Origin of the sequence: Pseudomonas sp. B21-017, assembly GCF_024749245.1 — a bacterium.
Classification (GTDB): Bacteria; Pseudomonadota; Gammaproteobacteria; order Pseudomonadales; family Pseudomonadaceae; genus Aquipseudomonas.
This window is the reverse complement of the sequence record NZ_CP087194.1, coordinates 6,048,137-6,074,740: the sequence shown is the minus strand read 5'-3', so window position 1 is coordinate 6,074,740 and position 26,604 is coordinate 6,048,137. Positions and strand designations below refer to the sequence as shown.

The 26,604-nt window shown below is 59.7% G+C and carries 24 protein-coding genes and 1 riboswitch; of the genes, 10 read left to right on the top strand and 14 right to left on the bottom strand.

Annotation, left to right across the window (positions count from 1 at the left end; translation table 11 throughout):
• Positions 1–73: 73 nt before the first annotated feature.
• Positions 74–691 (top strand): PAQR family membrane homeostasis protein TrhA, encoded by a 618-nt coding sequence (locus LOY28_RS27645; protein WP_018928730.1) that lies wholly within the window; start codon positions 74–76, stop codon positions 689–691.
• A gap of 41 nt (positions 692–732) precedes the next feature.
• Here LOY28_RS27645 and LOY28_RS27640 read toward each other — a convergent pair whose 3' ends face one another.
• Both LOY28_RS27640 and LOY28_RS27635 read right to left on the bottom strand, forming a co-directional pair.
• Positions 733–1,452, bottom strand: a complete 720-nt coding sequence (locus tag LOY28_RS27640; RefSeq protein ID WP_018928731.1) for a 16S rRNA (uracil(1498)-N(3))-methyltransferase — start codon at positions 1,450–1,452, stop codon at positions 733–735.
• 178 nt (positions 1,453–1,630) lie between these two features.
• Positions 1,631–3,037 carry an adenosylmethionine--8-amino-7-oxononanoate transaminase gene (locus LOY28_RS27635; protein WP_018928732.1) on the bottom strand — a complete coding sequence of 469 codons (1,407 nt, stop codon included), beginning with the start codon at positions 3,035–3,037 and terminating at the stop codon, positions 1,631–1,633.
• A gap of 222 nt (positions 3,038–3,259) precedes the next feature.
• Between LOY28_RS27635 and LOY28_RS27630 the strand changes: the two genes are divergently transcribed.
• The gene (locus LOY28_RS27630) at positions 3,260–5,128 is read left to right on the top strand and encodes an NAD(P)/FAD-dependent oxidoreductase (RefSeq protein ID WP_258612784.1); all 1,869 of its coding nucleotides are present in this window, start codon (positions 3,260–3,262) and stop codon (positions 5,126–5,128) included.
• 87 nt (positions 5,129–5,215) lie between these two features.
• Here the strand turns inward: LOY28_RS27630 and LOY28_RS27625 are convergent, their stop codons facing one another.
• On the bottom strand, positions 5,216–6,145 hold the full coding sequence (locus LOY28_RS27625) for a YncE family protein (RefSeq protein WP_111452965.1): 930 nt from the start codon (positions 6,143–6,145) through the stop codon (positions 5,216–5,218).
• A gap of 282 nt (positions 6,146–6,427) precedes the next feature.
• On the opposite strand from LOY28_RS27625, the gene LOY28_RS27620 reads away from it, so the two are divergent.
• Both LOY28_RS27620 and LOY28_RS27615 read left to right on the top strand, forming a co-directional pair.
• Positions 6,428–6,979, top strand: coding sequence for a cytochrome b (locus tag LOY28_RS27620; protein ID WP_018928735.1), 552 nt, complete (start codon positions 6,428–6,430; stop codon positions 6,977–6,979).
• A gap of 32 nt (positions 6,980–7,011) precedes the next feature.
• Positions 7,012–7,605, top strand: a complete 594-nt coding sequence (locus LOY28_RS27615; protein WP_018928736.1) for a YceI family protein — start codon at positions 7,012–7,014, stop codon at positions 7,603–7,605.
• A gap of 142 nt (positions 7,606–7,747) precedes the next feature.
• Here LOY28_RS27615 and LOY28_RS27610 read toward each other — a convergent pair whose 3' ends face one another.
• The 4 genes from LOY28_RS27610 to ahcY all read right to left on the bottom strand — a co-directional run bounded on the left by LOY28_RS27610 (position 7,748) and on the right by ahcY (position 13,257).
• Positions 7,748–9,604: a DEAD/DEAH box helicase gene (locus LOY28_RS27610; RefSeq protein ID WP_258612783.1), complete on the bottom strand. Its 1,857-nt coding sequence runs from the start codon at positions 9,602–9,604 to the stop codon at positions 7,748–7,750.
• A 222-nt stretch (positions 9,605–9,826) separates the two neighbouring features.
• Positions 9,827–10,642 (bottom strand): ABC transporter substrate-binding protein, encoded by an 816-nt coding sequence (locus LOY28_RS27605; protein WP_018928738.1) that lies wholly within the window; start codon positions 10,640–10,642, stop codon positions 9,827–9,829.
• Positions 10,643–10,811: 169 nt separating this feature from the next.
• On the bottom strand, positions 10,812–11,657 hold the full coding sequence (metF, locus tag LOY28_RS27600; protein ID WP_018928739.1) for a methylenetetrahydrofolate reductase [NAD(P)H]: 846 nt from the start codon (positions 11,655–11,657) through the stop codon (positions 10,812–10,814).
• 190 nt (positions 11,658–11,847) lie between these two features.
• Positions 11,848–13,257 carry an adenosylhomocysteinase gene (gene ahcY, locus LOY28_RS27595; protein ID WP_019580644.1) on the bottom strand — a complete coding sequence of 470 codons (1,410 nt, stop codon included), beginning with the start codon at positions 13,255–13,257 and terminating at the stop codon, positions 11,848–11,850.
• 23 nt (positions 13,258–13,280) lie between these two features.
• Positions 13,281–13,379: riboswitch (S-adenosyl-L-homocysteine riboswitch) on the bottom strand.
• A 198-nt stretch (positions 13,380–13,577) separates the two neighbouring features.
• On the opposite strand from ahcY, the gene LOY28_RS27590 reads away from it, so the two are divergent.
• Positions 13,578–13,982 (top strand): acyl-CoA thioesterase, encoded by a 405-nt coding sequence (locus LOY28_RS27590; protein ID WP_018928741.1) that lies wholly within the window; start codon positions 13,578–13,580, stop codon positions 13,980–13,982.
• Positions 13,983–14,227: 245 nt separating this feature from the next.
• The gene (locus LOY28_RS27585) at positions 14,228–15,115 is read left to right on the top strand and encodes a formate/nitrite transporter family protein (RefSeq protein WP_258612782.1); all 888 of its coding nucleotides are present in this window, start codon (positions 14,228–14,230) and stop codon (positions 15,113–15,115) included.
• A 6-nt stretch (positions 15,116–15,121) separates the two neighbouring features.
• Here LOY28_RS27585 and LOY28_RS27580 read toward each other — a convergent pair whose 3' ends face one another.
• A complete protein-coding gene (locus LOY28_RS27580; protein WP_138866434.1) occupies positions 15,122–16,291 on the bottom strand; it encodes an MFS transporter in 1,170 nt (389 codons plus the stop codon).
• 210 nt (positions 16,292–16,501) lie between these two features.
• Here LOY28_RS27580 and LOY28_RS27575 point away from each other — a divergent pair, with 210 nt between their 5' ends.
• Together LOY28_RS27575 and LOY28_RS27570 are read left to right on the top strand one after the other, a co-directional pair.
• Positions 16,502–17,335: an EamA family transporter gene (locus tag LOY28_RS27575; protein ID WP_018928744.1), complete on the top strand. Its 834-nt coding sequence runs from the start codon at positions 16,502–16,504 to the stop codon at positions 17,333–17,335.
• 50 nt (positions 17,336–17,385) lie between these two features.
• Positions 17,386–17,772 (top strand): MAPEG family protein, encoded by a 387-nt coding sequence (locus tag LOY28_RS27570; RefSeq protein WP_018928745.1) that lies wholly within the window; start codon positions 17,386–17,388, stop codon positions 17,770–17,772.
• A gap of 116 nt (positions 17,773–17,888) precedes the next feature.
• Here the strand turns inward: LOY28_RS27570 and LOY28_RS27565 are convergent, their stop codons facing one another.
• Positions 17,889–19,061, bottom strand: coding sequence for a murein transglycosylase A (locus LOY28_RS27565; RefSeq protein WP_258612781.1), 1,173 nt, complete (start codon positions 19,059–19,061; stop codon positions 17,889–17,891).
• Between the two features lie 128 nt (positions 19,062–19,189).
• On the opposite strand from LOY28_RS27565, the gene LOY28_RS27560 reads away from it, so the two are divergent.
• Positions 19,190–19,639 (top strand): cytochrome c, encoded by a 450-nt coding sequence (locus tag LOY28_RS27560; RefSeq protein WP_086944420.1) that lies wholly within the window; start codon positions 19,190–19,192, stop codon positions 19,637–19,639.
• A 20-nt stretch (positions 19,640–19,659) separates the two neighbouring features.
• Here LOY28_RS27560 and LOY28_RS27555 read toward each other — a convergent pair whose 3' ends face one another.
• The 5 genes from LOY28_RS27555 to LOY28_RS27535 all read right to left on the bottom strand — a co-directional run bounded on the left by LOY28_RS27555 (position 19,660) and on the right by LOY28_RS27535 (position 24,431).
• Positions 19,660–20,055, bottom strand: a complete 396-nt coding sequence (locus LOY28_RS27555) for a DUF1090 domain-containing protein (protein ID WP_018928748.1) — start codon at positions 20,053–20,055, stop codon at positions 19,660–19,662.
• Positions 20,056–20,146: 91 nt separating this feature from the next.
• On the bottom strand, positions 20,147–21,826 hold the full coding sequence (gene ligB, locus LOY28_RS27550) for an NAD-dependent DNA ligase LigB (RefSeq protein ID WP_258612780.1): 1,680 nt from the start codon (positions 21,824–21,826) through the stop codon (positions 20,147–20,149).
• A gap of 157 nt (positions 21,827–21,983) precedes the next feature.
• A complete protein-coding gene (gene metK, locus LOY28_RS27545) occupies positions 21,984–23,174 on the bottom strand; it encodes a methionine adenosyltransferase (RefSeq protein ID WP_007937912.1) in 1,191 nt (396 codons plus the stop codon).
• Positions 23,175–23,192: 18 nt separating this feature from the next.
• On the bottom strand, positions 23,193–24,188 hold the full coding sequence (locus LOY28_RS27540; protein ID WP_064620901.1) for a metalloregulator ArsR/SmtB family transcription factor: 996 nt from the start codon (positions 24,186–24,188) through the stop codon (positions 23,193–23,195).
• A gap of 12 nt (positions 24,189–24,200) precedes the next feature.
• Complete coding sequence (locus tag LOY28_RS27535) at positions 24,201–24,431, bottom strand: hypothetical protein (RefSeq protein WP_258612779.1); 231 nt, start codon at positions 24,429–24,431, stop codon at positions 24,201–24,203.
• 30 nt (positions 24,432–24,461) lie between these two features.
• On the opposite strand from LOY28_RS27535, the gene tkt reads away from it, so the two are divergent.
• Positions 24,462–26,459, top strand: a complete 1,998-nt coding sequence (gene tkt / locus LOY28_RS27530; protein WP_018928751.1) for a transketolase — start codon at positions 24,462–24,464, stop codon at positions 26,457–26,459.
• Positions 26,460–26,604 lie beyond the last annotated feature (145 nt).

Genomic DNA, 26,604 nt, shown 5'->3' with positions numbered 1-26,604 from the left:
TGAAACATTGCGCTTTTAACCTTGAGGCCTGAGCCTTGCGCGCGGCGGTAATGAACGTAGAGGTGAGCAACACATGTATCACGGGGAAAGATTGAACGCCTGGACGCATTTGGTTGGGGCGGTGGCGGCATTGGTCGGGGGCGTGTGGCTGCTGGTGATCGCCAGTATGGATGGCAGTCCGTGGAAGATCGTCAGTGTGGCGATTTACGCGTTTACCTTGCTGGTGCTCTACAGCGCCTCGACCGTGTACCACAGCGTGCGTGGGCGCAAGAAAGCGATCATGCAGAAGGTCGATCACTTTTCGATCTACTTGCTGATTGCCGGTAGTTACACGCCGTTCTGCCTGGTGACCCTGCGCGGGCCATGGGGCTGGACCTTGTTCGGGATTGTCTGGGGGCTGGCGCTGATCGGTATCCTGCAAGAGATCAAACCGCGCTCGGAAGCACGGATTCTGTCGGTCGTGATTTACGCGGTGATGGGCTGGATCGTGCTGGTGGCGGTCAAGCCGTTACTGGCGGCACTGGGCCCTGTCGGCTTTACCTTGCTGGCGTCGGGCGGGGTGTTGTACACCGTGGGGATTATCTTTTTTGCCCTCGACCATCGTCTGCGCCACGCCCATGGGATCTGGCATCTGTTCGTGATAGCCGGGAGTTTGCTGCACTTTGTGGCGATTTGGTTCTACGTCTTGTGACTGCTTTTGTGGCGAGGGGGCAAGCCCCTCGCCACAAGTCCCTAGAAGTCACCCCAGAGTTGTTGGGCCACCGCCAATGCCACCACCGGCGCGGTTTCGGTGCGCAGCACGCGCGGGCCGAGGCGGGCGGCGTGGAAACCGCCAGCCTTGGCCTGTTCGACTTCGACGTCGGACAAGCCGCCCTCCGGACCGATCAGGAACGCCAGGCTTGCAGGTTTGGCGTGGCTCACCAGCGGCTCGGCCACCGGATGCAGCACCAGTTTCAATTCGGCCGCGGTCTGCTTCAACCAGTCAGCCAACAGCAATGGCGGATGAATCACCGGCACCCGTGAACGCCCACACTGCTCGCAGGCGCTGATCGCCACCTGACGCCAGTGCATCAGGCGTTTGTCGGCGCGTTCGTCCTTAAGGCGGACTTCGCAGCGGTCGGTGAAAATCGGCGTGATTTCGGTGACGCCCAGTTCGGTGGCTTTTTGAATCGCCCAGTCCATCCGCTCGCCACGGGACAAACCCTGGCCGAGATGGACCGCCAGCGACGACTCGACCTGACCGGTAAAGCTTTCATCGATTTGCACCACCACGCGCTTCTTGCCGACTTCCACCAGCGTGCCGCGAAACTCATGGCCCGAGCCGTCGAACAGTTGCACCGCATCACCCTCGGCCATGCGCAGCACACGGCTGATGTAATGCGCCTGGGCTTCGGGCAACTCGTGTTCGCCGGTGCTCAAAGGGGCGTCGATAAAGAAGCGGGACAGTCTCATCTTGGGTCTCTACGGTAAGTTCGGATCGAGTTGCTTTTGTGGCGAGGGAGCTTGCTCCCGTTCGAGCGCGAAGCGGTCGCAAGGTTTACCTGACACTCCTCAGTGTCAGGTTTTTGGGGCTGCTACGCAGCCCAGCGGGAGCAAGCTCCCTCGCCACAGGGTTACTACTCAGTGGCAGCTAGCCCGGATCGCGATAGCCCGGATGAAAGTCCTTCGGTACCGCCACGCTGACGCTGTCACGGGTGGCGATGTCGATGCCTTCGCTGGCCACTTCGGCCAGAAAATCGATCTGCTCCGGGGTAATCACGTAAGGCGGCAGGAAATACACCACGCTGCCCAACGGCCTCAGTAAAGCACCTCGTTGCAGTGCATGCTGGAACACGGTCAAACCGCGACGTTCCTGCCACGGGTAAGCGGTCTTGCTGGCCTTGTCCTTGACCATCTCGATCGCCAGCACCATGCCGGTCTGGCGCACTTCAGAGACGTTCGGGTGATCGGCCAGGTGCGCGGTGGAGGAGGCCATGCGCTGGGCCAGAGCCTTGTTGTTCTCGATGACGTTGTCTTCTTCGAAGATATCCAGCGTCGCCAATGCCGCCGCGCAGGCCAGCGGATTGCCGGTATAGCTGTGGGAATGCAGGAAGGCGCGCAGGGTCGGGTAGTCGTCGTAGAACGCGCTGTAGACCTCATCGGTGGTCAGGCAGGCCGCCAACGGCAGGTAACCGCCAGTCAGGGCCTTGGACAGGCAGAGGAAGTCCGGGCGGATACCAGCCTGTTCGCAGGCGAACATTGTGCCGGTACGACCGAAGCCGACGGCGATTTCATCGTGGATCAGGTGCACGCCATAACGATCACAGGCGTCGCGCAGCAGCTTGAGGTACACCGGGTGATACATGCGCATGCCGCCGGCGCCCTGAATCAGCGGCTCCAGAATCACGGCGGCCACGGTATCGTGGTTGTCGGCCAGGGTCTGCTCCATGGCGGCGAACATGTTGCGTGAGTGTTCTTCCCAGCTCATGCCCTCGGGGCGCAGGTAGCAATCGGGGCTCGGCACCTTGATGGTGTCCATCAGCAGGGCTTTGTAGGTTTCGGTAAACAGCGGCACGTCGCCCACTGCCATCGCCGCCATGGTCTCGCCGTGGTAGCCGTTGGTGAGGGTGACGAAGCGTTTCTTGTTCGGCTGGCCGCGGTTGAGCCAGTAGTGGAAGCTCATTTTCAGCGCGACTTCAATGCACGATGAACCGTTATCGGCGTAGAAACACCGGGTCAGGCCTTCGGGCGTCATCTTCACCAGACGCTCGGACAGCTCGATCACCGGCTGATGGCTGAAACCGGCGAGGATCACGTGTTCCAGCTGATCGACCTGATCCTTGATGCGCTGGTTGATCCGCGGGTTGGCGTGGCCGAACACATTGACCCACCAGGAGCTGACGGCGTCGAGGTAGCGTTTGCCTTCGAAGTCTTCCAGCCACACGCCTTCACCGCGCTTGATCGGGATCAGCGGCAGCTGTTCGTGGTCTTTCATCTGGGTGCAGGGATGCCATAACACGGCGAGATCGCGTTCCATCCACTGTTTATTCAGGCCCATTTTCTGTCTCCTCGAGGCTACCCGTGACGTAGGCGGGTAAACAATCGCGCAAGCCTATGCAATGCGCGTCACGGGGACAACCCATTGTGTCGATTGAGCTACTTTGTATAGGACGATAGACGTCGCTGGCGGCGTTTTGATGGCTGACGTATTCTTCGCGGCTCTTTGAGTCGTCTGACTCGTAAAACCGCTATTTCCTCGTGTATTTCCGGAGTTCTCTGAATGTCTGCTGGTTGGCTGCGCGCCTGTGCGCTGGTGATGTTAGGGCTGTTCAGCGTTTCGGCGCTGGCCAAGGATAAAACGGCGATCGTGGTCGGCGGCGGGCTTTCGGGCCTCACCGCGGCGTACGAACTGCAGAGCAAAGGCTGGCAGGTCACCCTGCTGGAAGCCAAACCGACCCTGGGCGGTCGTTCCGGCATGGCCACCAGCGAGTGGATCGGCAACGACAAGACCCAACCGGTTTTGAACAAGTACATCTCGACGTTCAAGCTGAGCACCACGCCAGCCCCCGAGTTCGTGCGGACCCCGGGTTACCTGATCGACGGTGAATACTTCAGCGCCGCCGATCTGGCGACCAAACAGCCGGCCACCAGCGACGCGCTGAAACGCTACGAAAAGACCCTGGATGACCTGGCGCGCTCGATCGAAGACCCGCAAAACCCGGCCGCCAACAGCACGCTGTTCGCCCTGGACCAGATCAACGTGGCCAACTGGCTCGATCGCCTGAATCTGCCAGCCACTGCGCGTCAGTTGGTGAATCAGGAGATTCGTACCCGTTACGACGAACCTTCGCGCCTGTCGCTGCTGTACTTCGCTCAACAGAGCCGTGTCTACCGTGGTGTTGCCGACCGTGACCTGCGTGCCTCGCGCCTGCCCGGCGGTAGCCCGGTGCTAGCCCAGGCCTTCGTCAAACAACTGAAAACCATCAAGACCGGTTCCCCGGTTTCATCCATCACCCAGGACAAGGACGGCGTGACCGTCAAGGTCGGCAGCGTTGGCTATCAGGCGGACTACGTCGTGCTGGCGGTGCCGTTGCGCGCACTGAGCAAGATCCAGATGACTCCGGCGCTGGACGCCCAGCACATGGGCGCCATCAAGGGCACCAACTACGGCTGGCGTGACCAGATCATGCTGAAGTTCAAGACGCCAGTGTGGGAAAGCAAGGCGCGCATGTCTGGCGAGATCTACAGCAACGCCGGTCTGGGCATGTTGTGGATCGAGCCGGCCTTGAAGGGCGGCGCCAACGTGGTGATCAACATTTCCGGCGACAACGCGCGGGTGATGCAGGCCTTTGGCGACAAGCAAATGGCCGATCAGGTGCTGATTCGTCTGCACGCCTTTTATCCACAGGCACGCGGTTCGTTCACCGGTTATGAAATCCGCCGCTACAGCACCGACCCATCGATGGGCGGCGCTTACCTGGCCTTCGGTCCGGGGCAGATCAGCAAATACTGGCGCCTGTGGGAGCGTCCGCTGCAACGTGTAGCCTTTGCCGGCGAACACACTGACACCTTGTACCCAGGCACCCTGGAAGGCGCCTTGCGCACCGGTCAGCGTGCAGCCAGTCAGCTGGAAGACCTGGCAGCGGGCAAATCGTTTGAACCGGCGAAAGTTGTGCCGGCAGCGACCGCTGCGGCGGCAGGCGCGGTAGTGGCGAAGAAAGGCAATTTCTTCAGCAACATGTTCGGTGGTTCGTCCGATAAAGCGGCCGACAAGGCAGAACCTGCGAAGGTTGAAGCGAAAGCTGAAGAGACCAAGCCTGGCTTCTTCTCGCGGATGTTTGGTGGTGGCTCCGACAAGGCTCCGGCCAAGGCGCCAGAACCCGTGGCCCCCGTTGCTCCGGCATCCGCGCCAGTTGCTGCGCCGGCTCCGGCACCTGCACCGGTTGAGGCACCGAAGCCAGTGGTGCCGGCGCAAGCCGAGCCGGTGAAGAAAGCACCGGCCAAAGCGCCAGTGAAAAAGCCTGCTGCCAAAACCGAGGCCAAAAAGGCTCCGGCCAAGGCAACGGCGAAAAAGGCTGAACCAGTGAAGAAACCAGTGGTGAGTACCGCTGCGAAGGCCCCGGTGGCGACTGAAACCAAGACACAGTAAGTCTTGGGATCAAAAAAAAGCGCGGCAGTGATGCCGCGCTTTTTTTATGTCTTTGCCCCCTCGTAGAGGCCGGCTGATGCTTTGGTACTAAGGCAGATCGACGATATGGACTTCGTCGCCTTGGTAGTCGCTGATATAGGCACAGTTATGATGATCAAGAACCATATGATGCGGGTCGATAGCCCCAGGGATGGGAAACCTGCGAACAATCTTATGGGTGGCGGTATTCACTTCCACGACCTCTTTTTCGGTGTGATCAACGGCGTAAGCGTTCTTTTTGCTAAACACTATTTCCCCTTCGCAAGCCACAAAATCGAAATGCCGGGTGGTCAGTGACCGGGTGTCCAACACGGTCAGTCTTCGAGCGTCCAGACCCACGATATACACTTTTCTACCGTCGGGACTGACAGTAACGGCTGACGGATATTTTTCGGTTTTGATGATGTTGATGACTTCGAACGTCTTGCTGCTGATGACCGTGAGCGCGTCCTGAAAAGGGCGACCAGGGGAATCGGTACTGGAAATATAGAGACGCGAATCGTCCTGGCTGATGTCCACACTTATGGACGGTGAAGGTAACCCTCGGACTCTGCTCACCACATAAGTGCGAGCGTCAATTATCGCCAGCCACTCTTTATCCTGCCGTACGGTGACGTAAACATGCCTCCCGTCCCGGCTCGCGACGACTCCCCAAGGGTGTCTACCCACCGTGATGTTACCCACCGCGTATGTTTCGGTATCAATAACCGAAACCGAACTTGAACCGTAGTTGGTCACGTAAGCTCTTTTCCCCTCATGGCCAAGGGCAATGCTTCGGGGATACTGCTCCACGGCGATGGTGCGGATTACCTTTTTGTTCCGGGTGTCGATGACGGACACATTGTCCGACATGTAATTGCAAACAAATACACGTGATCCATCGTTGCTGATGGCCATCCCTCGCGGTCCTTCCCCTACGGGTATTGAATTGGATTGACTGCGTGTTATCACGGGGGATGAACTCGAATTGTGACTCATGGTAGAACTCCTGTTCAGACACTTGGACTGACGTCCAAGTTCAAGTTCATCAATGACCTGCAATGAAAGCCACTGTTAAATGTGACAGTTCTGACGAGTGGTATCGGCTCATAAATGAATATAAGGAGGGTGCGTGAAGGTTTTTTCCTTCGGTTAACACTCTCTTAACCTCCCGGCCCCAAGGTCTTGATCGTATTTCTCGATATTTCAGAGCGAAATTTTCCGCTTTAAATCGATAGATAACTCGATAGTCTTGGGCGCAGTTCTTACAGGATTTGGGCAATGCAGCTACGTAACTCTTCTTCCCGCTACGGTTGGGTCAGCATCTTTATGCACTGGGGTGTGGCGTTGGCCGTCTTCGGCCTGTTTGCGTTGGGGTTGTGGATGGTCGGTCTCGATTACTACAGCACCTGGCGTAAAGACGCGCCGGATCTGCACAAGAGTATTGGTCTGGTGTTATTTGCCGTGATGTTGCTGCGGGTAGTGTGGCGCTTCATCAGCCCACCGCCGCCGCTCTTGCCAAGCTATAGCCGCATGACCCGCCTTGGCGCCAAGTTCGGCCATTCGTTCCTTTATCTCAGTCTGTTCGCTGTGATGATCGCCGGTTACCTGATTTCCACCGCAGACGGTGTCGGGATTCCGGTGTTTGGCCTGTTTGAAATTCCTGCACTGGTTTCCGGACTACCGGACCAGGCAGACACCGCGGGTGTGATTCATTTGTACCTGGCCTGGCTGCTGGTAATTTTTTCCGGTTTCCATGCGTTGGCTGCATTGAAGCACCACTTTATCGATCGTGATGCGACCCTGACGCGAATGCTGGGGCGCAAAGCCTGATGTTCTACCTCGACTCCAAAGGAATAGAAAGCATGTTGAAAAAGACGCTCGCCGCTCTGGCAATCGGTTCTGCTCTGCTGTCGGCTAACGTGATGGCGGCCGACTATGTGGTCGACAAAGAAGGCCAGCACGCCTTTGTTGACTTCAAGATCAGCCACTTGGGCTACAGCTACATCATCGGTACCTTCAAGGATATCGACGGCAAGTTCAGCTTCGACGCTGCCAAGCCTGAAGACAGCAAGATCGAGTTCAATGTGCGCACCGCCAGCGTGTTCACCAACCACGCCGAACGCGACAAGCACATCGCCAGCGGTGACTTCCTGAACGTGGGCAAATTCGCCGACGCCAAGTTCGTCTCCACCAGCGTCAAACCTACCGGTAAAAACGCCGCAGGCAAAGACACTGCCGACGTGACCGGCAACCTGACCCTGCTGGGCGTGACCAAGCCAATCGTAGTCAAAGCCACGTTCCTGGGTGAAGGCAAGGATCCATGGGGCGGCTACCGTGCCGGCTTCGAAGGCACCACCAGCATCAAGCGTTCCGATTTCGGCAAGCAGAAAGACCTGGGCCCAGCGTCCGACGCAGTCGATCTGTACGTGACGTTTGAAGGTGTCAAAGCGAAATAATCTTCGCACCTGACACAAAAACGCCCCCGATCTCACGATCGCGGGCGTTTTTTATGGTCGGAGAAAATCTGCAGGGATGTTCTCAACTGAAATGAAAATGCCCCGATCGCAAGATCAGGGCATTTTTTATAACGGTGCTAACTCAGCGGTTGCGGGTCAGCAATGCTGGTTTTTCGCCGCGCGGACGGCCTGGCAGTTGATCCAGTTGCTCAGGGGTCGGGAAGCGATCGCTTTTCGACTCCTTGTGAATGATCTTCGGTGCCGGGCTCCGCGGGTTCTGCACGGCCGGTTCCGAACGAGACTGGTCGTCACGGGCCGGACGGCGGTTGCGGGACTCTTCGCGACGGGCCTGGCCGTCACGTGGAGCGCCGTTGCGCGGGCCACTGCGCTTGGCCGGTGGGGTGCCGGTGGTTGCGCCGCTGCTGTTGCGCGGACCGGTCTGGCGACCTTGTGGCTGACCGGTGCGTGGAGCACCAGCGCCTTGTGCCGGTGCGCCCGGACGGCGGCCACGGCCCTGAGCCGGTTTGGCTTGAGGCACGTAGTCGACGCGGTTACCGAAGTTATCGATATCGTCGTCCAGGAACTCGTCCGGAGCACGGTCGGCGGCAGCGCGAGGGGCCGGGCGCTGTTGCTCGCGGGCCGGAGTGCCTTCGCGTGGCTTGTGTTCACGGGCCGGGCGCTCGCCACGGCCGGCGGCAGGTTTTTCCTTGCCACCCTTGTCCTTGCCTTTGTCTTTACGACCGCCACCACCACCGCTGCCGTTCGGGCCGTCACCGCGTGGGCCACGTGGGGCGCGCGGGTTACGCACATCCGGACGCTCGCGGACCTCCGGTTTCTCGGCTTCCACAGCGCTGGAGTCGAAGCCCATCAGGTCGCCGTCGGCGATTTTCTGCTTGGTCATGCGCTCGATGCTTTTCAGCAGTTTTTCTTCGTCCGGAGCGACCAGCGAGATCGCCTCGCCCGAACGACCGGCACGGCCGGTACGACCGATACGGTGTACGTAATCTTCGTCGACGTTTGGTAGTTCGAAGTTGACCACATGAGGCAACTGGTCGATGTCGAGGCCACGAGCAGCGATGTCGGTGGCGACCAGGATGCGCACTTCACCGGCCTTGAAGTCGGCCAGGGCCTTGGTGCGGGCGTTCTGGCTCTTGTTGCCGTGGATCGCGACGGCGGTGAGGCCGTGTTTGTCCAGGTACTCGGCCAGGCGGTTGGCGCCGTGCTTGGTGCGAGTGAATACCAGCACCTGTTCCCAGGCGCCGGCAGTAATCAGGTGTGCCAGCAACGAACGCTTGTGGCTGGCGGCCAGACGGAATACGCGTTGTTCGATCCGCTCGACCGTGGTGTTCGGTGGCGTGACTTCGATGCGTTCCGGGTTGTGCAGCAGCTTGCCGGCGAGGTCGGTGATGTCTTTGGAGAACGTCGCCGAGAACAACAGGTTCTGCCGTTTGGCCGGGAGGCGGGCGAGGACCTTTTTCACGTCATGGACAAAGCCCATGTCGAGCATGCGGTCGGCTTCGTCCAGCACCAGGATTTCCACGTGGGACAAATCGACACTGCCTTGGCCGGCGAGGTCGAGCAGGCGACCTGGGCAGGCCACCAGCACGTCGACACCACGGGACATGGCTTGAACCTGCGGGTTCATGCCGACGCCACCGAAGATGCAGGCGCTGACGAACTTCAGGTCACGGGCATAGACCTTGAAGCTCTCGTGCACCTGAGCCGCGAGTTCGCGGGTTGGGGTCAGGACCAGTACGCGTGGTTGGCGCGGGCCGTGACGCTGGGATTTGTCCGGGTGACCGTTGGGAAACAACCGCTCCAGAATCGGAAGGGCGAAGCCACCGGTTTTACCAGTACCTGTCTGAGCCGCAACCATCAGGTCGCGACCTTGCAACACGGCGGGAATGGCCCGCTGTTGCACCGGAGTAGGCTCGGTATAGCCCGCTGCCTCGATGGCGCGGACTAAAGCCTCGGAGAGACCGAGGGAAGCAAAGGACATGAGTAATCCTGTTTTAGTTAGGGCTTGGCCCAATGGGAGTCTTGCCTGGCGCGAATGGCGTTTAAGAGGACGCAATCCCGTCCGGTCCTGCTGGGCCTCGAAGGCTCGTCTGGAGCGCTCGCGCGGGCTGAAAAGCTGCGCTGTAGCGGGATCGAGATGCCTTGAACAAGTCCGAGCGTCCGGGCGTGAGCCTGGCGGGAAGGCCGGAGTATAACAGAGCAATCACTGTGCGCCGCTTTCCTGCTGCTCAACGGTTTTTCCACCGGTTGCGGTGGCGCTGGCGGCCCGGGCTTCGGCAGCCGGACCGGCACCATAGCGGGCGCTCAGTTCGGCGTAGGCCGGTTCGCGCTTGAAGCGCTTGAGCTCGGCGCCGAAACGCTGCACCAGCAAATCCATCCCGGCATTGCGGCGCACCGCCAGATACTGGCTCTGCTGGCTGATGACGGTCGGGTTCTCGGTGATCTTGTCGCGGATGTCCAGTTGATCGAGCAAGTGCTGGCCGACCCGGCGATCGGTGATCAACAGGTCGATCCGCCCACGCACCAGTTTGCCGAAGTTGGCTTCATGGGTAGGCGCCGGTTCCCGGGTAAACAACGTCGATTCGCTGAAATCCTTGCTGTACAGGTAGCCCGGCGAGGTGCCGATGGTCAGGCCTTTCAGGTCGTCCAGGGTGCGAAACGGGAACGGCCGTTCATTGGCGTAGAACATCACGAATTCGACTTGCGAGAGCGGTTCGCTGGGGTAGAGCAGGGTCGCTTCGCGTTCATCGCTGTGGAAAATATCCAGCACACCGTCCGCCTGGCCTTGCTCAAGCATCGACAGGCAGCGTTTCCACGGCAAGAATTGCCATTCCACGTCAATCCCCAGGCGTTTGAAGACGATGGCCGTGGTTTCGTAGTCGAGCCCGAGGTTCTTGCCGCCTTCTTCATAGACGTAGGGCGCCCAGGGTTCGGTGACAATACGCAGCTTCTCGCCGCGAGCGGTGAAGCTCAGGCAAGTGAATAGAAGCACGGTCAGTAACTGGGTGATCAGGGGCATGGCTTGAGATTACGACGAGAAATCATAAAGAGCCAGAAACCGGATCCAGAAGCTCTGGATCGGGCATTAAAAGCAAAAGATCGCAGCCTTCGGCGGCGCCTGCAGAGGTACATATTCCCCTGGAGGCGCTGCCGAAGACTGCGATCTCTTGATCTTGCGTTAACGGCTATTAGCGCGGCAACTTCAGGTTGTTCCACACCGCCAGGCTCGGTTCAGCCTGGTTCAGTGTGTAGAAGTGCAGCCCCGGTGCGCCACCTTGCAACAGGCGTTCGCACATCTCGGTGATGACTTGCTCACCAAAGCTTTGAATGCTCTGGGTGTCGTCGCCGTAGGCTTCCAGTTGCTTGCGGATCCAGCGCGGGATTTCCGCACCGCAAGCGTCGGAGAAGCGCGCCAGCTTGCTGTAGTTGGTAATCGGCATGATCCCCGGCACGATCGGGATGTTCACACCCTTCGCCTGTACACGCTCGACGAAGTAGAAATAACTGTCGGCGTTGAAGAAGTACTGGGTGATCGCACTGTTGGCACCGGCGTTGGCCTTGCGCACGAAGTTGTTGAGATCGTCTTCGAAATTGCGCGCTTGCGGATGCATTTCCGGGTAAGCGGCGATTTCGATGTGGAAATGATCGCCAGTCTCTTCACGAATGAATTCAACCAGGTCATTGGCGTGACGCAACTCGCCGCTGGCCATGCCCATGCCCGAGGGCAGGTCACCGCGAAGCGCGACGATTCGCTGGATGCCGGCTGCCTTGTACTGGGTCAGCAGGCCGCGCAGATCGTTCTTGCTGTCACCCACGCAAGACAGATGCGGAGCGGCTGGGACTTTGACTTCACTTTCCAGCTGCAGCACGGTGTTGAGGGTGCGATCACGAGTCGAACCGCCAGCGCCGTAGGTGCAGGAGAAGAAGTCGGGATTGTAGGTCGCCAGCTGACGGGCAGTGGCGATCAGTTTTTCATGCCCAGCATCGGTCTTCGTCGGGAAGAATTCGAAGCTGTAGCGACGTTCTTGGGACATGGTCATATCCTTGGAAACACGTAAGCCTTGTAGGCGCCGTACTTCCTGTAGGAGCGAAGCTTGCTCGCGAAGCAGGCGCCGCGGTCTTTCAGCAGCACCGCGGTGAAGCGTTCGCGAGCAAGCTTCGCTCCTACAGGAAGCGTGGTTCCTGCATAAGTCCGCTCCCATGGGGAGCGGACTGCTGGACCGATCAGTAGCGGTAAGCGTGCGGCTTGAACGGGCCTTCGACGGTAACGCCGATGTAGTCAGCCTGTTGCTTGGTCAGTTGAGTGACCACGCCGCCGAAACCGCGGACCATTTCCAGGGCCACTTCTTCGTCGAGTTTCTTCGGCAGTACTTCAACGGTCAGGCGCTCGGCTTTCTGGGCTGGCGACAGGTCGGCGTACTTCTGGCCGAACAGGAAGATCTGCGCCAGAACCTGGTTGGCGAACGAACCGTCCATGATGCGGCTTGGGTGACCAGTGGCGTTACCCAGGTTAACCAGACGGCCTTCGGCCAGCAGGATCAGGTAGTCGTCGTTCTGAGCGTCGAAAGCGCCTGGACCGGTGCGGTGAACCTTGTGAACCTGCGGCTTCACTTCTTCCCATGCCCAGTTCTTGCGCATGAAAGCGGTGTCGATTTCGTTGTCGAAGTGACCGATGTTGCAGACCACAGCGCGTTTCTTCAGGGCTTTGAGCATGTTTGCGTCGCAAACATTGACGTTGCCGGTGGTGGTCACGATCAGGTCGATCTTGCCCAGCAGCGCTTTGTCGATACTCGCTTCGGTACCGTTGTTGATACCGTCGATGAACGGCGAAACCAGTTCGAAACCGTCCATGCAGGCTTGCATGGCGCAGATCGGGTCGACTTCGGAGACTTTAACGATCATGCCTTCCTGACGCAGGGACTGGGCCGAGCCCTTGCCCACGTCGCCGTAACCGATGACCAGCGCTTGCTTGCCGGACAGCAGGTGGTCGGTGCCGCGCTTGATCGCGTCGTTCAGGCTGTGACGGCAGCCGTACTTGTTGTCGTTCTTGCTCTTGGTCACCGAGTCGTTGACGTTGATGGCCGGGATTTTCAGCTCGCCCTTGGCCAGCATGTCCAGCAGACGGTGAACGCCGGTGGTGGTTTCTTCGGTGACGCCGTGGACGCGGTCCAGTACTTGTGGGTACTTCTTGTGCAGCAGCTCGGTCAGGTCGCCGCCGTCGTCGAGGATCATGTTGGCATCCCAAGGCTGGCCATCCTTGAGGATGGTTTGCTCCAGGCACCACTCGTACTCTTCTTCAGTCTCGCCTTTCCAGGCGAACACCGGGATGCCGGCAGCGGCGATCGAAGCGGCGGCCTGATCCTGAGTCGAGAAAATGTTGCAGGACGACCAGCGTACTTCGGCACCCAGGGCAACCAGGGTTTCGATCAGCACGGCAGTCTGAATAGTCATGTGGATGCAGCCGAGGATCTTCGCGCCCTTGAGCGGTTGCTCAACGGAGTACTTGCGACGCAGACCCATCAGGGCTGGCATTTCGGATTCGGCGATGATGGTTTCGCGACGGCCCCAGGCAGCCAGGGACATGTCGGCGACTTTGTAATCGTTAAAATCTACAGGCGTGATAACAGCGCTCATGAAGAGCCTCCATTCGTAATGTATGCGAATGGGCGCCGTTGTGCGTTTAGTGTCTGGCCGTGGCCAGTCAACGCCCCATCCGAGCCTGACAGGTTGAACCTGCTGCAGCGCCCCTCGGACAGGTGGCGGGAAAACGGTATCAATCAAACATGACCGTTTTGAAACGGGGGCGATTATAGCGGGCTATGCTGATCTTCCAAAGCGTTTCTGTTGGTCAATGTCCGAACGGTAATCGAGACCATAGTCGATGCTTGATAGAGCTCTAGTCCGGGCTCTGCCATGATGGCCGGCATCAATCGGCAAGACGGTCAGGAGTGAGTATGAATTTCCACACCCGCAAATGGGTAAAACCCGAAGACCTCAACCCCAACGGCACGCTGTTCGGCGGCAGCCTGCTGCGCTGGATCGACGAAGAAGCAGCGATCTACGCCATCGTCCAGTTGGGTAATCAGCGCGTGGTCACCAAGTACATTTCCGAAATCAATTTCGTCAGCGCCTCGCGTCAGGGCGACATCATCGAGCTGGGCATCACCGCCACCGAGTTCGGTCGCACCTCGATCACTCTGACCTGCGAAGTGCGCAACAAGATCACTCGCAAGAGCATTTTGACGGTAGAGAAGATGGTGTTCGTGAACCTGGGCGAAGACGGCCTGCCCATGCCGCACGGTCGGACCGAGATCAGGTACGTCAAAGACCAGTTCAAGGATGACGAGATCGGCGGGTGATTGTTGTTTCTGTGGCGAGGGAGCTTGCTCCCGTTGGGCCGGGCTGGCGCTCCAGCGCGAAGCGGCCCTGAAATCTGTCATTGGGTTCTTTCAGGCAGGCTTCACGTCAGCTTACGACTGCTTCGCAGCCGAGCGGGAGCAAGCTCCCTCGCCACAGGGTTTGCTGCGTTTCCCCCGGGTAGTGAACAGCTCCGAACTCCGCGTGTCGTACGTAAACGACACGCCACCGGTTCAGGAGCAGCCTTATGGACACGCCCAACGACGGCAAGACCCCGGACCTCTCGGCACAGGAACAGCGCGAGGTCGATAAAAACCAGCCCCCGCGTGCGGCGGTGCTGCACGAAATCATTCGCACCCAAGGCGATCAGGAACTCGAACGTAGCGTTGCGGCACTGTGGTGGTCGGCGCTGGCTGCCGGCCTGACCATGGGCCTGTCGCTGATGGGCATGGGACTGCTCAACTCGCGCCTGCCGGACGGCGAAGGCTACAAGGTGATCGCCAGCTTCGGTTATTGCGCCGGTTTTCTCGCGGTGATTCTCGCCCGTCAGCAACTCTTCACCGAAAACACCCTGACCGCCGTGCTGCCGATCATGAGCAAGCCAACGTTGGGTAATGTCGGTCGGTTGCTGCGGCTGTGGACGGTGGTGCTGGTGGGCAACCTCTGCGGCACCTTGCTGGTGGCATATGTGATGCTGCACCTGCCGATATTCGACAGCAAGACCGATCTGGCCTTCCTTGAGATCGGGCGCAAGGTCATGGAGAACGATGCCGGCAAGATGCTCGCCAAAGGCATCATCTCCGGCTGGATGATCGCCACCATGGTCTGGATGATCCCGTCCATGGAAAGCGCCAAGATGTGGATCATCATCCTCATCACCTATTTCATGGCGCTGGGCGATTTCACCCACATCGTGGTCGGATCGGTCGAGGTTTCTTACCTGGTGTTTGCCGGCGAGTTGCCGTGGAAGGATTTCTGGTGGGTGTTCGCAGGTCCCACGCTGGTGGGGAACATTATTGGCGGCAGTTTTATCTTCGCGCTGATCAGTCACGCGCAGATTCGCAGTGAAAGCGGGCCGCCGAAGACCTCTGCGGAGCGGACTCAGGAATCCGAACCGCAGAAGATCAAAAAATGATCAATGTCAGCCAGAGACGTTGATTGCGGCAGCACTGCGACGTTGCAGGTAGATGAAGAGCAGCGCCGTCAGCAGCGTGAATACGCTGACCAGTGCGCCGGTCCACGGCAAGTCCGCCAGGTCCGCGCCACTGGCCACCACCAGCCCGCCAATCCACGCCCCGGCGGCGTTGCCGAGATTGAATGCACTTTGATTCAAGGTCGACCCGAGGTTTGGCGCCTCATGGGCCTGATCGATAATCAGCAATTGCAGGATCGGACACAGCGCAAACGCGAAGATGCCCCACAACACCAGCGTGATCGCCGCCGGTATCACTGAATGGCTGGTTTGGCTGAAGGCGGCCAGCACGATGGCCACGGCCAATGTCATCCCCACCAGCGAAGGCAGCAAACGACTGTCCGCCAATCGGCCGCCGAGCATGCTGCCCCCGGTCAAGCCGACCCCGAACAACAGCAACATGATGGTTACGCCATGCGGACTGACGCCGGTGATGTCCTGCAGGATCGGCGCAATGTAAGTGAACACGCTGAACAGGCTGGTGGACGCCAGCACGCTCATGCCCAGCGCCAGCAGCACATTGACCTTGCCCAGCACTTTGAATTCGCTGGCCAGGTTGGCTTTGTCCATGGGGATTTCCTTGGGCAGCCAGACCCACTGCGCAATGGCCGCAATCACGCCAATCACCGACACTGCCCAGAAGGTCGAGCGCCAGCCGGCGTATTGCCCCAGCGCAGTGCCTAATGGCACGCCCAGCACGTTGGCCAAGGTCAGGCCGGTGAACATCATGGCAATTGCCTGGGCTCGTTTGTTCGGTGCCACCAGACTGGCGGCGACCACTGAGCCGATGCCGAAAAACGCGCCATGGCACAGCGCGGTGATCACTCGTGCGGCCATCAAGGTGGCGTAGTTCGGCGCCAGGGCGCAGAGGATGTTGCCGAGAATGAACATCAGCGTCATGCCCAGCAGTGTGGCTTTGCGCGGCATGTTGGCGGTGCCGACCGCGAGAATCGGCGCACCGAACACCACGCCCAGGGCATAACCGGTGATGAGCAGGCCAGCATGAGGAATGCTCACGGCGAGGTCGCGGGCGACATCGGGCAGCAAGCCCATGATGACGAACTCAGTGGTGCCGATGCCGAAAGCGGCAACGGCCAGTGCAAGCAAGGCGAGTGGCATGCGCAAGGTCTCTGTCGGTAGTCTTGACGCTTTGATCAGGCATACGCAGGCCGACGACCGTTCTCGATGAGAGCGGGCAGAGGCAGGAATTATTGGAATTAGTCTGTGCGCAACTGAGTGCGGCGTGGTCGCTTGCAGTATAAACAGCTGCGGACATATGGCGAATCAAATCTCTGTCCCGCGATGTAGGGGCAATACAAGGAGTGTGCTGTGCTTGCGACGATTCTGGTGTTGGTGGCGGCGCTGTTGCACGCGGCGTGGAATACCCTGATCAAGTTCAGCGCGGAGCGGCTGTTGGTGGTGGCCTGCATGGACAGCGTGGCGTTGCTGTTTGTCGCGCTGATGCTGCCCTTCGTGGCGCTGCCGCCACTGGATATGTGGCCGTGGATTCTTGCGTCGGCGGCATTCGAGTTGCTCTATCGCTACCTGTTGATCCAGGCCTATCGGGTCGGCGATCTCGGCCTGGTCTATCCGTTGATGCGTGGCCTGTCACCGTTGGTGGTGCTGGCGCTGACGCTGATCTTCGCCGGAGAAGTGCTGACGGCTCAGCAGATCTTCGGGATTTTGCTCATCCCGTTCGGCATGGTGTGCCTGCTCTGGCAGGGCGGTGGCGGGGTGCGCCTGCCGTGGTCGATGCTGCCGGTGGTGGCGCTGATCGGCTTGTGCATCGGCTGCTACACCTTCATCGATGGCCAGGCCTTGCGGCGCTGGTCCCATCCGCTGGACTACCTGGTTTGGGTCACAGTGCTCAGTGCCTGGCCGTTCCCATTGCTGGCGCTGGTGCGCAAACGCCCTGCGTTCATGCTGTTCTGGCGTGAGCAGTGGCGGTTGGGGTTGGCGGTCGGGTTCTGCGTATTGTTCAGCTACGCTCTGGTGCTGTGGGCCATGCAGCTCGGATCGATTGCCGAGGCAGCGGCGCTGCGCGAGATCAGCGTGATTCTGGTGGTGCTGTTCGGCATGCGCTACCTCAAAGAACCTTTTGGCAGGCCACGGCTCTTAGCCTGTGGACTGGTATTGATCGGCATGTTGGTGATGAAGTTTTAGTCGCCGCTGATGGAATTCGATTCTCTACAACTTGAAGAAGGGACTGCGTTATGACGGTTGCTCTGTGGTGCATTTTGATTGCGATCTGCTTGCCTTATCTGTGCACAGGCGTCGCCAAGTTCAGCAATGGCAAGTTCGGGCTGAAACAGAATCACGACCCAAGGGCGTTTCTGGATTCGCTCGAAGGCGTGGCCAGGCGTGCGCATTCGGCGCAGTTGAACAGCTTCGAAGTGACCCCGGCGTTTGCCGCGGCGGTGATCGTGGCGCATCTGGCCGGCAATGCCGAACTGGTGACGATCAATGTGCTGTCGGTGTTGTTCATCACCAGTCGGCTGCTGTACATCATTTGCTATCTGGCGGACTGGGCGATTCTGCGGTCGCTGGTGTGGGCCATTGGCATGGGGCTGATTGTCAGTTTCTTTGTGGTGTCTGTTTAACGGCAAGATCAAAGGATCGCAGGCTGCGCCATTCCCTGCAGGGATCGATGTTCATTCGCGATATTGCGACGAACGCTCTCGATGTTGAAGCTGGCGCAGCCTGTGATCTTTTGCTTCTAAAGTTTGTCAGCCACCTGCGGCACCTGAGGCAACGCCGCCCCTTTTGGCCAGAGCATCCAGATCTGCCCCTGCTGTTTCATGTCGCCGGCCAATTGCCCGGCCGCCTCGCCCGTGCCCCAGAACAGGTCCGCGCGGACCTCGCCGGCAATCGCGCCGCCGGTATCTTGAGCGGCCACCGGACGCACCAGTGCGCTGCCGTCCGGTCGCGTCGTCGATAACCACAACAGGCTACCGAGCGGAATCACCTTGCGATCCACTGCCGCGCTATAACCCGCGGTCAATGGCACATTCAGCGAACCGCGCGGCCCTTCGTTGCTGTCCGGGTTGCGATTGAAGAACACGTAGCTGGGGTTGCTGCCGAGCAGTTCGGGAATGCGCGTCGGATTGGCCTTGGCCCAGTTATCGATGGCGCTCATGGTTACCTCTTCTTTCTTCAGCTCGCCCTGATCCACCAGCCAGCGGCCGATAGGTCGATAGGGGTGGCCGTTCTGGTCGGCATAACCAATGCGCAATTGACGGCCGTCATCGAGCTGGATGCGCCCCGAACCCTGGATTTGCAGGAACTGCAGGTTCATCGGGTCGGTCAGCCAGGCAATCACTGGCGCCTTCACGCCATTGGTTTCAATGGTTGCTGCATCGTCATAAGGCTTGAGCACGCGACCTTCGAGTCGTCCGCGCAGGCGTTTGCCTTTGAGTTCCGGGTAAATGCTGTCCAGCGAGACGATGATCATGTCCTCGGGCACGCCGTACACCGGGATGTTCGCTTGCTTGGTCTGGGTCAGGCTGCCGGGATACACCGGTTCGTAGTAACCGGTGATCAGGCCGTTGGGGTTGTCATTGGCGGCGCGCAGGCCGTAGACGTCGAGGTTCTGTTTGAGAAAACCACGGATGTCGCTGGCGGTTGGCTGCACGTTGGCGGAAGCGGCACAGGTGCCACCCCAGACCGGGTCGGCCTTGAGTCGGGTGCAGGCGCTGCGCCACGAGCCAAAACCGGCGACGAGGTCATTGTCGGACACCACTGGAAGGGCTTCCCAGGTAGCGCTGGAGTAGGTCGCCAGTGCGTGGGTTTTCGGTTTGCTACTGTCGCCACCGGTGCAGCCAGCAAGTATGGCCACCATCGGAAGGGTCCAGGCCAGGTTGTGACGCCACGCCTTGAAACGGCTGTTCATGGAGTAATTCCTTTGCCGGTTGCCTGAGTGCTCCATGCGCTCAAACAACCCGTATTGATAATAGGGCTATTGGTCTTTGCCGGTGACGCGAGGATACTGGCCGCCGTTTCCAGTGATCTGAAGCCACCATGACTCTTAAAAGACTCTCTGTTGTATTGCTGGCCTGCCTGACCTTGTCCGCCTGCGGCGGTGTCGACCCGAACTCGCCTCTGGGCCAGCGCAAGGCGATCTTCAAGCAAATGCTCAAGACCGGCGAAGACCTGGGTGGCATGTTGCGTGGGCGTATTCCGTTCGATGGCCCGAAATTCGCCGACGGTGCCGTGAAGCTCGACGCGTTGTCCCATGAGCCGTGGAAACATTTCCCGCAGGTGCGCGAAGCAGATCACACCAGCGCGAAGGATGATGTCTGGCAGAAGCAGGCACGCTTCCAGGAAATGGCCCGCACCCTCGAAGGCGCCACCGGTGAACTGGTGATCGCCAGCCAGGTTCAACCTTACAAGGCCAGCAACCTGGGGCCGGCGGTGCAGAAAGTCGAAGACGCCTGTAGTGCCTGCCATAAAGAGTTTCGGGATCATTGAGGCGGCGTGTTCAAACCGGATTACTTATCCAGCTCGTCGAGCGCGTCCTGTAAATCCTTGCGCGATTGAGCCAGTTTGTCTTTGCGCTTGTTGATCTTCTCGGCGTCGCCTTTTTTCATCGCCTTGTCGAGGTCGGCCTGACGCCGGCTGACTTCGTGCTTGGCGTCGAGCACCTTGTTTTCCCTTTCCTTCTTCAAGGAAGCGTCGGTGCAATGGGCGGTGACCTCGCTCAGGGCGGTTTCCAGGCCAGCCTGTTGATCGGCGTTGCCGTGAGACTTGGCCAGTTCAATCTGGTTGATGATGCCTTGTTTTTTTGCGGCGCAGCCGGTCAGACCCGGGGCGTCTTCGTCGGCCATTAATGGAGCGGCCATCACGCTGCACAGGGTCAACAAGGCGAGCGGTGAAAGAAGTTTCATAAAGGCTCCAGGTGAAAAAATCGATGTAGCGATGGGCTGTTTGAGCGCATCGGTACCTATGGGTTCCCAGGCTGACGGGCGTCGCCGGCTGCTAAAAACCGTCAATCCCGGCAACACGTAATGTCTCGCTCAAGGCCAGGACCTGCGGGTCGCGGAAAAATGCGCTCAGTTGCGCCGCGCGTCCCGGGCCGATGCCGGTTTCGGCCTGCCATTGTTCGGTGTTTCGTTGCGCCAGCACCTGCCATGAATCGGCGAGCTGTGCCTGGCCGGTCGGCGGCAAGCCCAGGGCTTTGAGCCAGCGAGCGAACGGTCGTTGCCGGGCGCTGTTGAAACTGTTCAAAAGACGAGCACTGCTGCGTTCGCCGAAGCCGTCAATGTTAGCAAGCTCTTGCTCATCGAGGGTCAACCAATCGAGCAGGTTGTCGAGACGTTCGGCCTTGAGCAGTTTCTCCCAGGTGCCCGGCCCGACATGCGGCAAGGCTAGCCCCTGTTTGCCGCTGAGCCAGGCCAGCCGTGCGAGAAACTGGCTTTCGCATCCGGGTGTCGGCTGCCAGCAACTCAACGGATGAAAATCTGCTGCCAGCGGTGCGTTCAATTCAGGACGTTCGGTGCTGCGCAATACCACACCGTCGAGCCTGGGGATGGTCAGCCCGGCCAGGCTGATGGCGACCTGATCGCCGGGACGAATGTCCAGCGCTTCCCAGCGCTGCAGGGAGCTGACGCTGACACGCTTGATCTGCCGGTCATCGAGCATCACCGGTGCCAGATCCAGCACCGGTGTGATCCGGCCGGTCCGTCCAATCTTGAAGTGGACCTTGCGCACCTCGGCCAACGCCTGGGCGAAGGGGTACTTCCAGGCGACACTCCAGAAAGGCGTTTTCGCCTGCCAGCGCTCGGCGGGTGGGCGCTGGTTCTGTCGTAAAACGACGCCGTCGCTGGCAAAGGGCAGGGGCGAGCGATACCAGTAATCGCGCCAGCGTTCGGCATCGGCGAATGCCTCGATCGGCTGGCTGTAGGGCGCGGTGCTCGGGAATCCCAGCTCATCCAGAGCCGCCACGCGGGCGGGCAGGCTTTTCGGGCCTTGTGGCCAGTCCCAGACGAACACGCCGATACCGGCGGCTTGCTCGGGGTTCAGCGTCTTGCGTGCCATTAACCCGGCCACCGTGGCGCGGGCATTGAGGCTGCCGGCCTCGGCTTGCACGTGTTCGGTCAGGCGCCAATAGAGTTCGCCTTGCAACAGCAGGTCGAGCGGTTGTGGAAGTTTTTGAGGGATGGCGGCGATCTGGCGCGCTGAGGCAGTCCAGTCGTGGCCGGTTATCCCGTCACCACGACTGATCGCCTGGTGCAGCCAGCCGTTGCGATAGATCAACGTCACAGCCACACCGTCGACCTTGGGTTGAATCCAGACCTCATCCCGATTTTTCAGCCAGGCTTCGACGGCGCGCCCATCGCGCAGTTTTTCCAGGCCGGTGTGGACGATGGGGTGAGCAATCGTGCCACCGGCAGTGCGCAACGGTTCGGCTGAAGGGCCCGAGTCAAAACATTCGCGCCATTCGCTTAGTCGTATGCGGGATTGATCATAGAGTTCATCGGCGACCAAAGAGCGTCCTTCGCGATGATAGCTGTCGTCCCAGAGGTCGATTCGCTTTTGCAGTACGTTGATTTCGTCCAGAGCGCGGGCCGGCGGCCAATCGGGGCAGTCGGCGGCATTGGCGGTCAGGCAGGTGAGGGTCAGCAGGAAACCGAAAAACAGGCGCAGGTTGGGCAGCATCGAGAGCGTCCTTGCTCGTTGGGATGCTTTCAAGGCTAGTCAGGTTTCGAGTGTGGAGTGCAGAGGTGTAATTCTGCGTGTTTCGAGGTGGGATCTTCTTCATGAAAAAGCCCCGCACGGCGAACCGTGCGGGGCTTTTTGTACAACCGGAGAAGTCTTACAGGCCGGCAGCAGAACGCAGAGCGTCGGCGCGGTCGGTTTTTTCCCAGGTGAACGTGGTGAACGTATCGTCGCCCACGGTTTTGGTTTCCGGGGTGCGACCGAAGTGGCCGTACGCAGCGGTGTCCTGGTACATCGGGTGCAGCAGGTCGAGCATGGTGGTGATCGCGTATGGACGCAGGTCGAACACTTCGCGGACCAGTTTGACGATCTTGTCGTCGCTGATCTTGCCGGTGCCGAAGGTGTTCAACGAAATCGAAGTCGGTTGAGCGACGCCGATTGCGTAGGAAACCTGAATCTCGCAACGCTCGGCCAGGCCGGCAGCCACGATGTTCTTGGCCACATAACGACCGGCGTAGGCCGCCGAACGGTCAACCTTCGATGGATCTTTACCGGAGAACGCGCCGCCGCCGTGACGGGCCATGCCGCCGTAGCTGTCAACGATGATCTTGCGACCGGTCAGGCCGCAGTCGCCCACCGGGCCGCCGATGATGAACTGGCCAGTCGGGTTGATGTGGAACTGGGTGTCCTTGGACAGCAGTTCGGCAGGCAGCACGTGCTTGACGATCAGTTCCATCACGCCTTCGCGCAGGTCTTTGTAGGACACTTCCGGGTTGTGCTGGGTCGACAGTACAACGGCGTCGATACCGACAACCTTGCCGTTTTCGTAGCGGCAGGTCACTTGCGACTTGGCGTCTGGACGCAACCAAGGCAGCAGGCCGGACTTGCGGGCTTCGGCCTGGCGCTGAACCAGTTGGTGCGAGAAGGTGATCGGTGCTGGCATCAGCACGTCGGTTTCGTTGCTGGCATAGCCGAACATCAGGCCCTGGTCGCCGGCGCCCTGGTCTTCAGGCTTGGCACGGTCAACACCCTGGTTGATGTCGGGGGACTGCTTGCCGATGATGTTCATCACGCCGCAGGTCGCGCCGTCGAAGCCGACATTGGAGCTGTTGTAGCCGATGTCGAGAATCACGTTACGGACGATGTCTTCCAGATCGACCCAGGCCGACGTGGTGACTTCACCTGCGATGATTGCCACGCCGGTTTTCACCAGAGTCTCGCACGCCACGCGGGCGAACTTGTCTTCAGCAATGATGGCGTCCAGCACCGCATCGGAAATCTGGTCGGCGATTTTGTCCGGATGCCCTTCAGACACGGACTCGGAGGTGAAGAGGGAGTATTCGCTCATCTCGATTTTTTCCTGAATTTACCGATGGTGAGTGTCGCCAGCCGGTCGCTGAAAATGGCGGACCTGTATCTGGAAACCATTACGTAAGCCTACATAGAGGCTTTCCCCGGGAACGAGTCCCGCAGCGGTGGCCCAACGGGCCAGATCGTCCTGTTCAAACCCCAACCAGAGATCACCGCAGGCCTCCCTGGCCCAACTCTGGTTGTGGCTACATAACTCTGTCACTAACAGGCTACCGCCTGGTTGCAGCAAACCGGCCATGTGCTTGAGCGCTTCGGCCGGCGCGGCAAAATGGTGCAGCACCATGTTCAATACAACGCAGTCGGCCTGAAGGTTTACACCGTTCAATGCATCGGCCAATTGCAGGCTGACGTTAGCCAGCGTTTCACGTTCGCAGACCTGGCGGGCCAGTTCGAGCATCGCCGGGCTGTTGTCCAGCGCCGTGACCTGAGTGAAGCGACGCGCCAGCTCCGGCAGAAAGGCACCATCGCCGGGGCCTACTTCGATGGCCGTGGCGCCGGGGCCGAAACTCAGCTTGTCGAGCAGGGCCACCACGCTTTCGCGGTATTGCGGCAGGCCGGCGATCAAGTCTTGCTGGGCGCGAAACTTCTCCGCGACCCGCGAGAAAAAGTCCTGGCTAGCCGCCTCACGTTGCCCGTGGACCTGACCGATCCGCGCCTGGACGTCAGTCGGCAGGGTCAGGTTATCCACTTCTTCGAGCAGCGCGGCATGCAGCTTGCCGCCCAATAGGTCGGTGTGGGGCAGGGCACGACGGTAGAAAATCGCATTGCCTTCACGGCGGGTCGCCACCAGTTCGGCCTGGGCCAATACCTTGAGGTGATGACTCATGCCGGACTGACCGATGCCGAAGATCTGCGCCAGTTCCAGTACGCCGAACGAATCGTTGGCCAGCGCGCGCAATACATTCAGCCGCAGAGGATCGCCGCCGGCCTTGCACAGGGCCGCCAGCTCATCGCAATCGTCATGTTGAATGGAAGGCACGCGCAGATTCATAAGGCCAGCAGTCTAGTGACGGTAAGAAAACACCGCAAGAGCAATATCAAAAAGTTTTGATATTGGTCGATAGATGGCACTTCTTAACGTTAGTTTCAGTCCACAACCCAACAGCGGAAAGGTTTCATCAGTCGAATACGCCGTTATCCATTGGAAAAACGCCTTCGGATGACTATCTGTCATTGCCCCGAGGCGGGTCGGTGAGGGAAAATGCTCGCCTTTTTTCCGTTTCGTTTTATTCACTCTCGATTCAATATCCGCAGGAGATCAGCGATGCCCAGCCGTCGTGAGCGCGCCAACGCCATTCGTGCCCTCAGCATGGATGCCGTGCAAAAAGCCAACAGCGGCCATCCCGGTGCCCCTATGGGTATGGCGGATATCGCCGAAGTACTTTGGCGTGACTACCTGAAGCACAACCCGAGCAATCCATCGTTCGCCGACCGTGACCGCTTCGTGCTGTCCAACGGTCACGGCTCGATGTTGATCTACTCGCTGCTGCACCTGACCGGCTACGACCTGTCGATCGATGACCTGAAAAACTTCCGCCAGCTGCACAGCCGTACCCCGGGTCACCCGGAATATGGCTACACCCCGGGCGTTGAAACCACCACCGGTCCACTGGGCCAAGGCCTGGCCAACGCGGTCGGTTTCGCCCTGGCGGAAAAAGTCCTGGCGGCGCAGTTCAACCGTCCTGGCCATAACGTCGTCGATCACCACACCTACGTATTCCTGGGTGATGGCTGCATGATGGAAGGCATTTCCCACGAAGTCAGTTCCCTGGCCGGTACGCTGGGCCTGGGCAAACTGATCGCCTTCTACGATGACAATGGCATCTCCATCGACGGTGAAGTCGAAGGCTGGTTCACCGACGACACGCCGAAGCGTTTCGAATCCTACAACTGGCAAGTGATCCGCAATGTCGACGGTCACGATCCGGAAGAAATCAAGATCGCGATCGAAACCGCGCGCAAAAGCGCACAACCGACGCTGATCTGCTGCAAGACCACCATCGGCTTCGGTTCGCCGAACAAGCAAGGCAAGGAAGATTGCCACGGCGCCCCGTTGGGTGACGCGGAAATCGCCCTGACCCGTGAAGCGCTGAAGTGGAACTACGGCCCGTTCGAAATCCCGGCTGATATCTATGCCGAGTGGGACGCCAAGGAAGCCGGTCGCGCTGCCGAAGCCGAGTGGGATCAGCGTTTCGCTGCGTACTCCGCCGCCTTCCCTGAGCTGGCCAATGAACTGGTTCGTCGCCTGAGCGGCGACCTGCCGACCGATTTCGCCGAGAAGGCCCAGGCCTACATCGCTGAAGTCGCGGCCAAAGGCGAATCCATCGCCAGCCGTAAAGCCAGCCAGAACGCCCTGAACGCCTTCGGCCCGCTGCTGCCTGAACTGCTCGGTGGTTCGGCTGACCTGGCCGGCTCCAACCTGACCCTGTGGAAAGGTTGCAAAGGCGTCACCGCCGAAGACGCCAGCGGCAACTACATGTACTACGGCGTTCGCGAGTTCGGCATGAGCGCGATCATGAACGGCGTGGCCCTGCACGGCGGCCTGGTGCCTTACGGCGCGACCTTCCTGATGTTCATGGAATACGCCCGCAACGCAGTGCGCATGTCGGCGCTGATGAAGAAACGCATCGTCTACGTGTTCACCCACGACTCCATCGGTCTGGGCGAAGACGGCCCGACTCACCAGCCGATCGAGCAACTGGCCAGCCTGCGCTGCACACCGAACCTCGACACCTGGCGTCCGGCCGATGCCGTTGAATCGGCGGTGGCCTGGAAGTTCGCCCTGGAGCGTGACGACGGTCCTTCGGCGCTGATCTTCTCCCGTCAGAACCTGCAGCACCAAACCCGCAATGCGATCCAGATCGAAGAGATCGCCCGTGGCGGTTACGTGTTGAAGGACTGCGCAGGCGAGCCTGAGCTGATCCTGATCGCCACCGGTTCGGAAGTCGGTCTGGCCGTTCAAGCATTCGACAAACTGACCGAGCAAGGCCGCAAGGTTCGTGTGGTGTCGATGCCATGCACCAGCGTCTTCGAAGCCCAGGACGCCGGCTACAAGCAATCGGTTCTGCCATTGCAGGTCAGCGCGCGTATCGCCATCGAAGCCGCCCACGCGGACTACTGGTACAAGTACGTGGGCCTGGAAGGTCGCGTGATCGGCATGACCACCTACGGCGAGTCGGCGCCTGCGCCGGCCTTGTTCGAAGAGTTCGGCTTCACCCTGGAAAACATCCTGGGTCAGGCTGAAGAGCTGCTGGAAGACTAAGGCACGCCGCGGTGGTTTTATGGCCACCGCGTTCCCTGTGTAGGAGCTGCCGCTGGCTGCGATCTTTTGATCTTAAAAGATCGCAGCCTCGTTTCACTCGACAGCTCCTACCAGCTCCTACAGGGATTTGTGTTGTTAGCAAGAA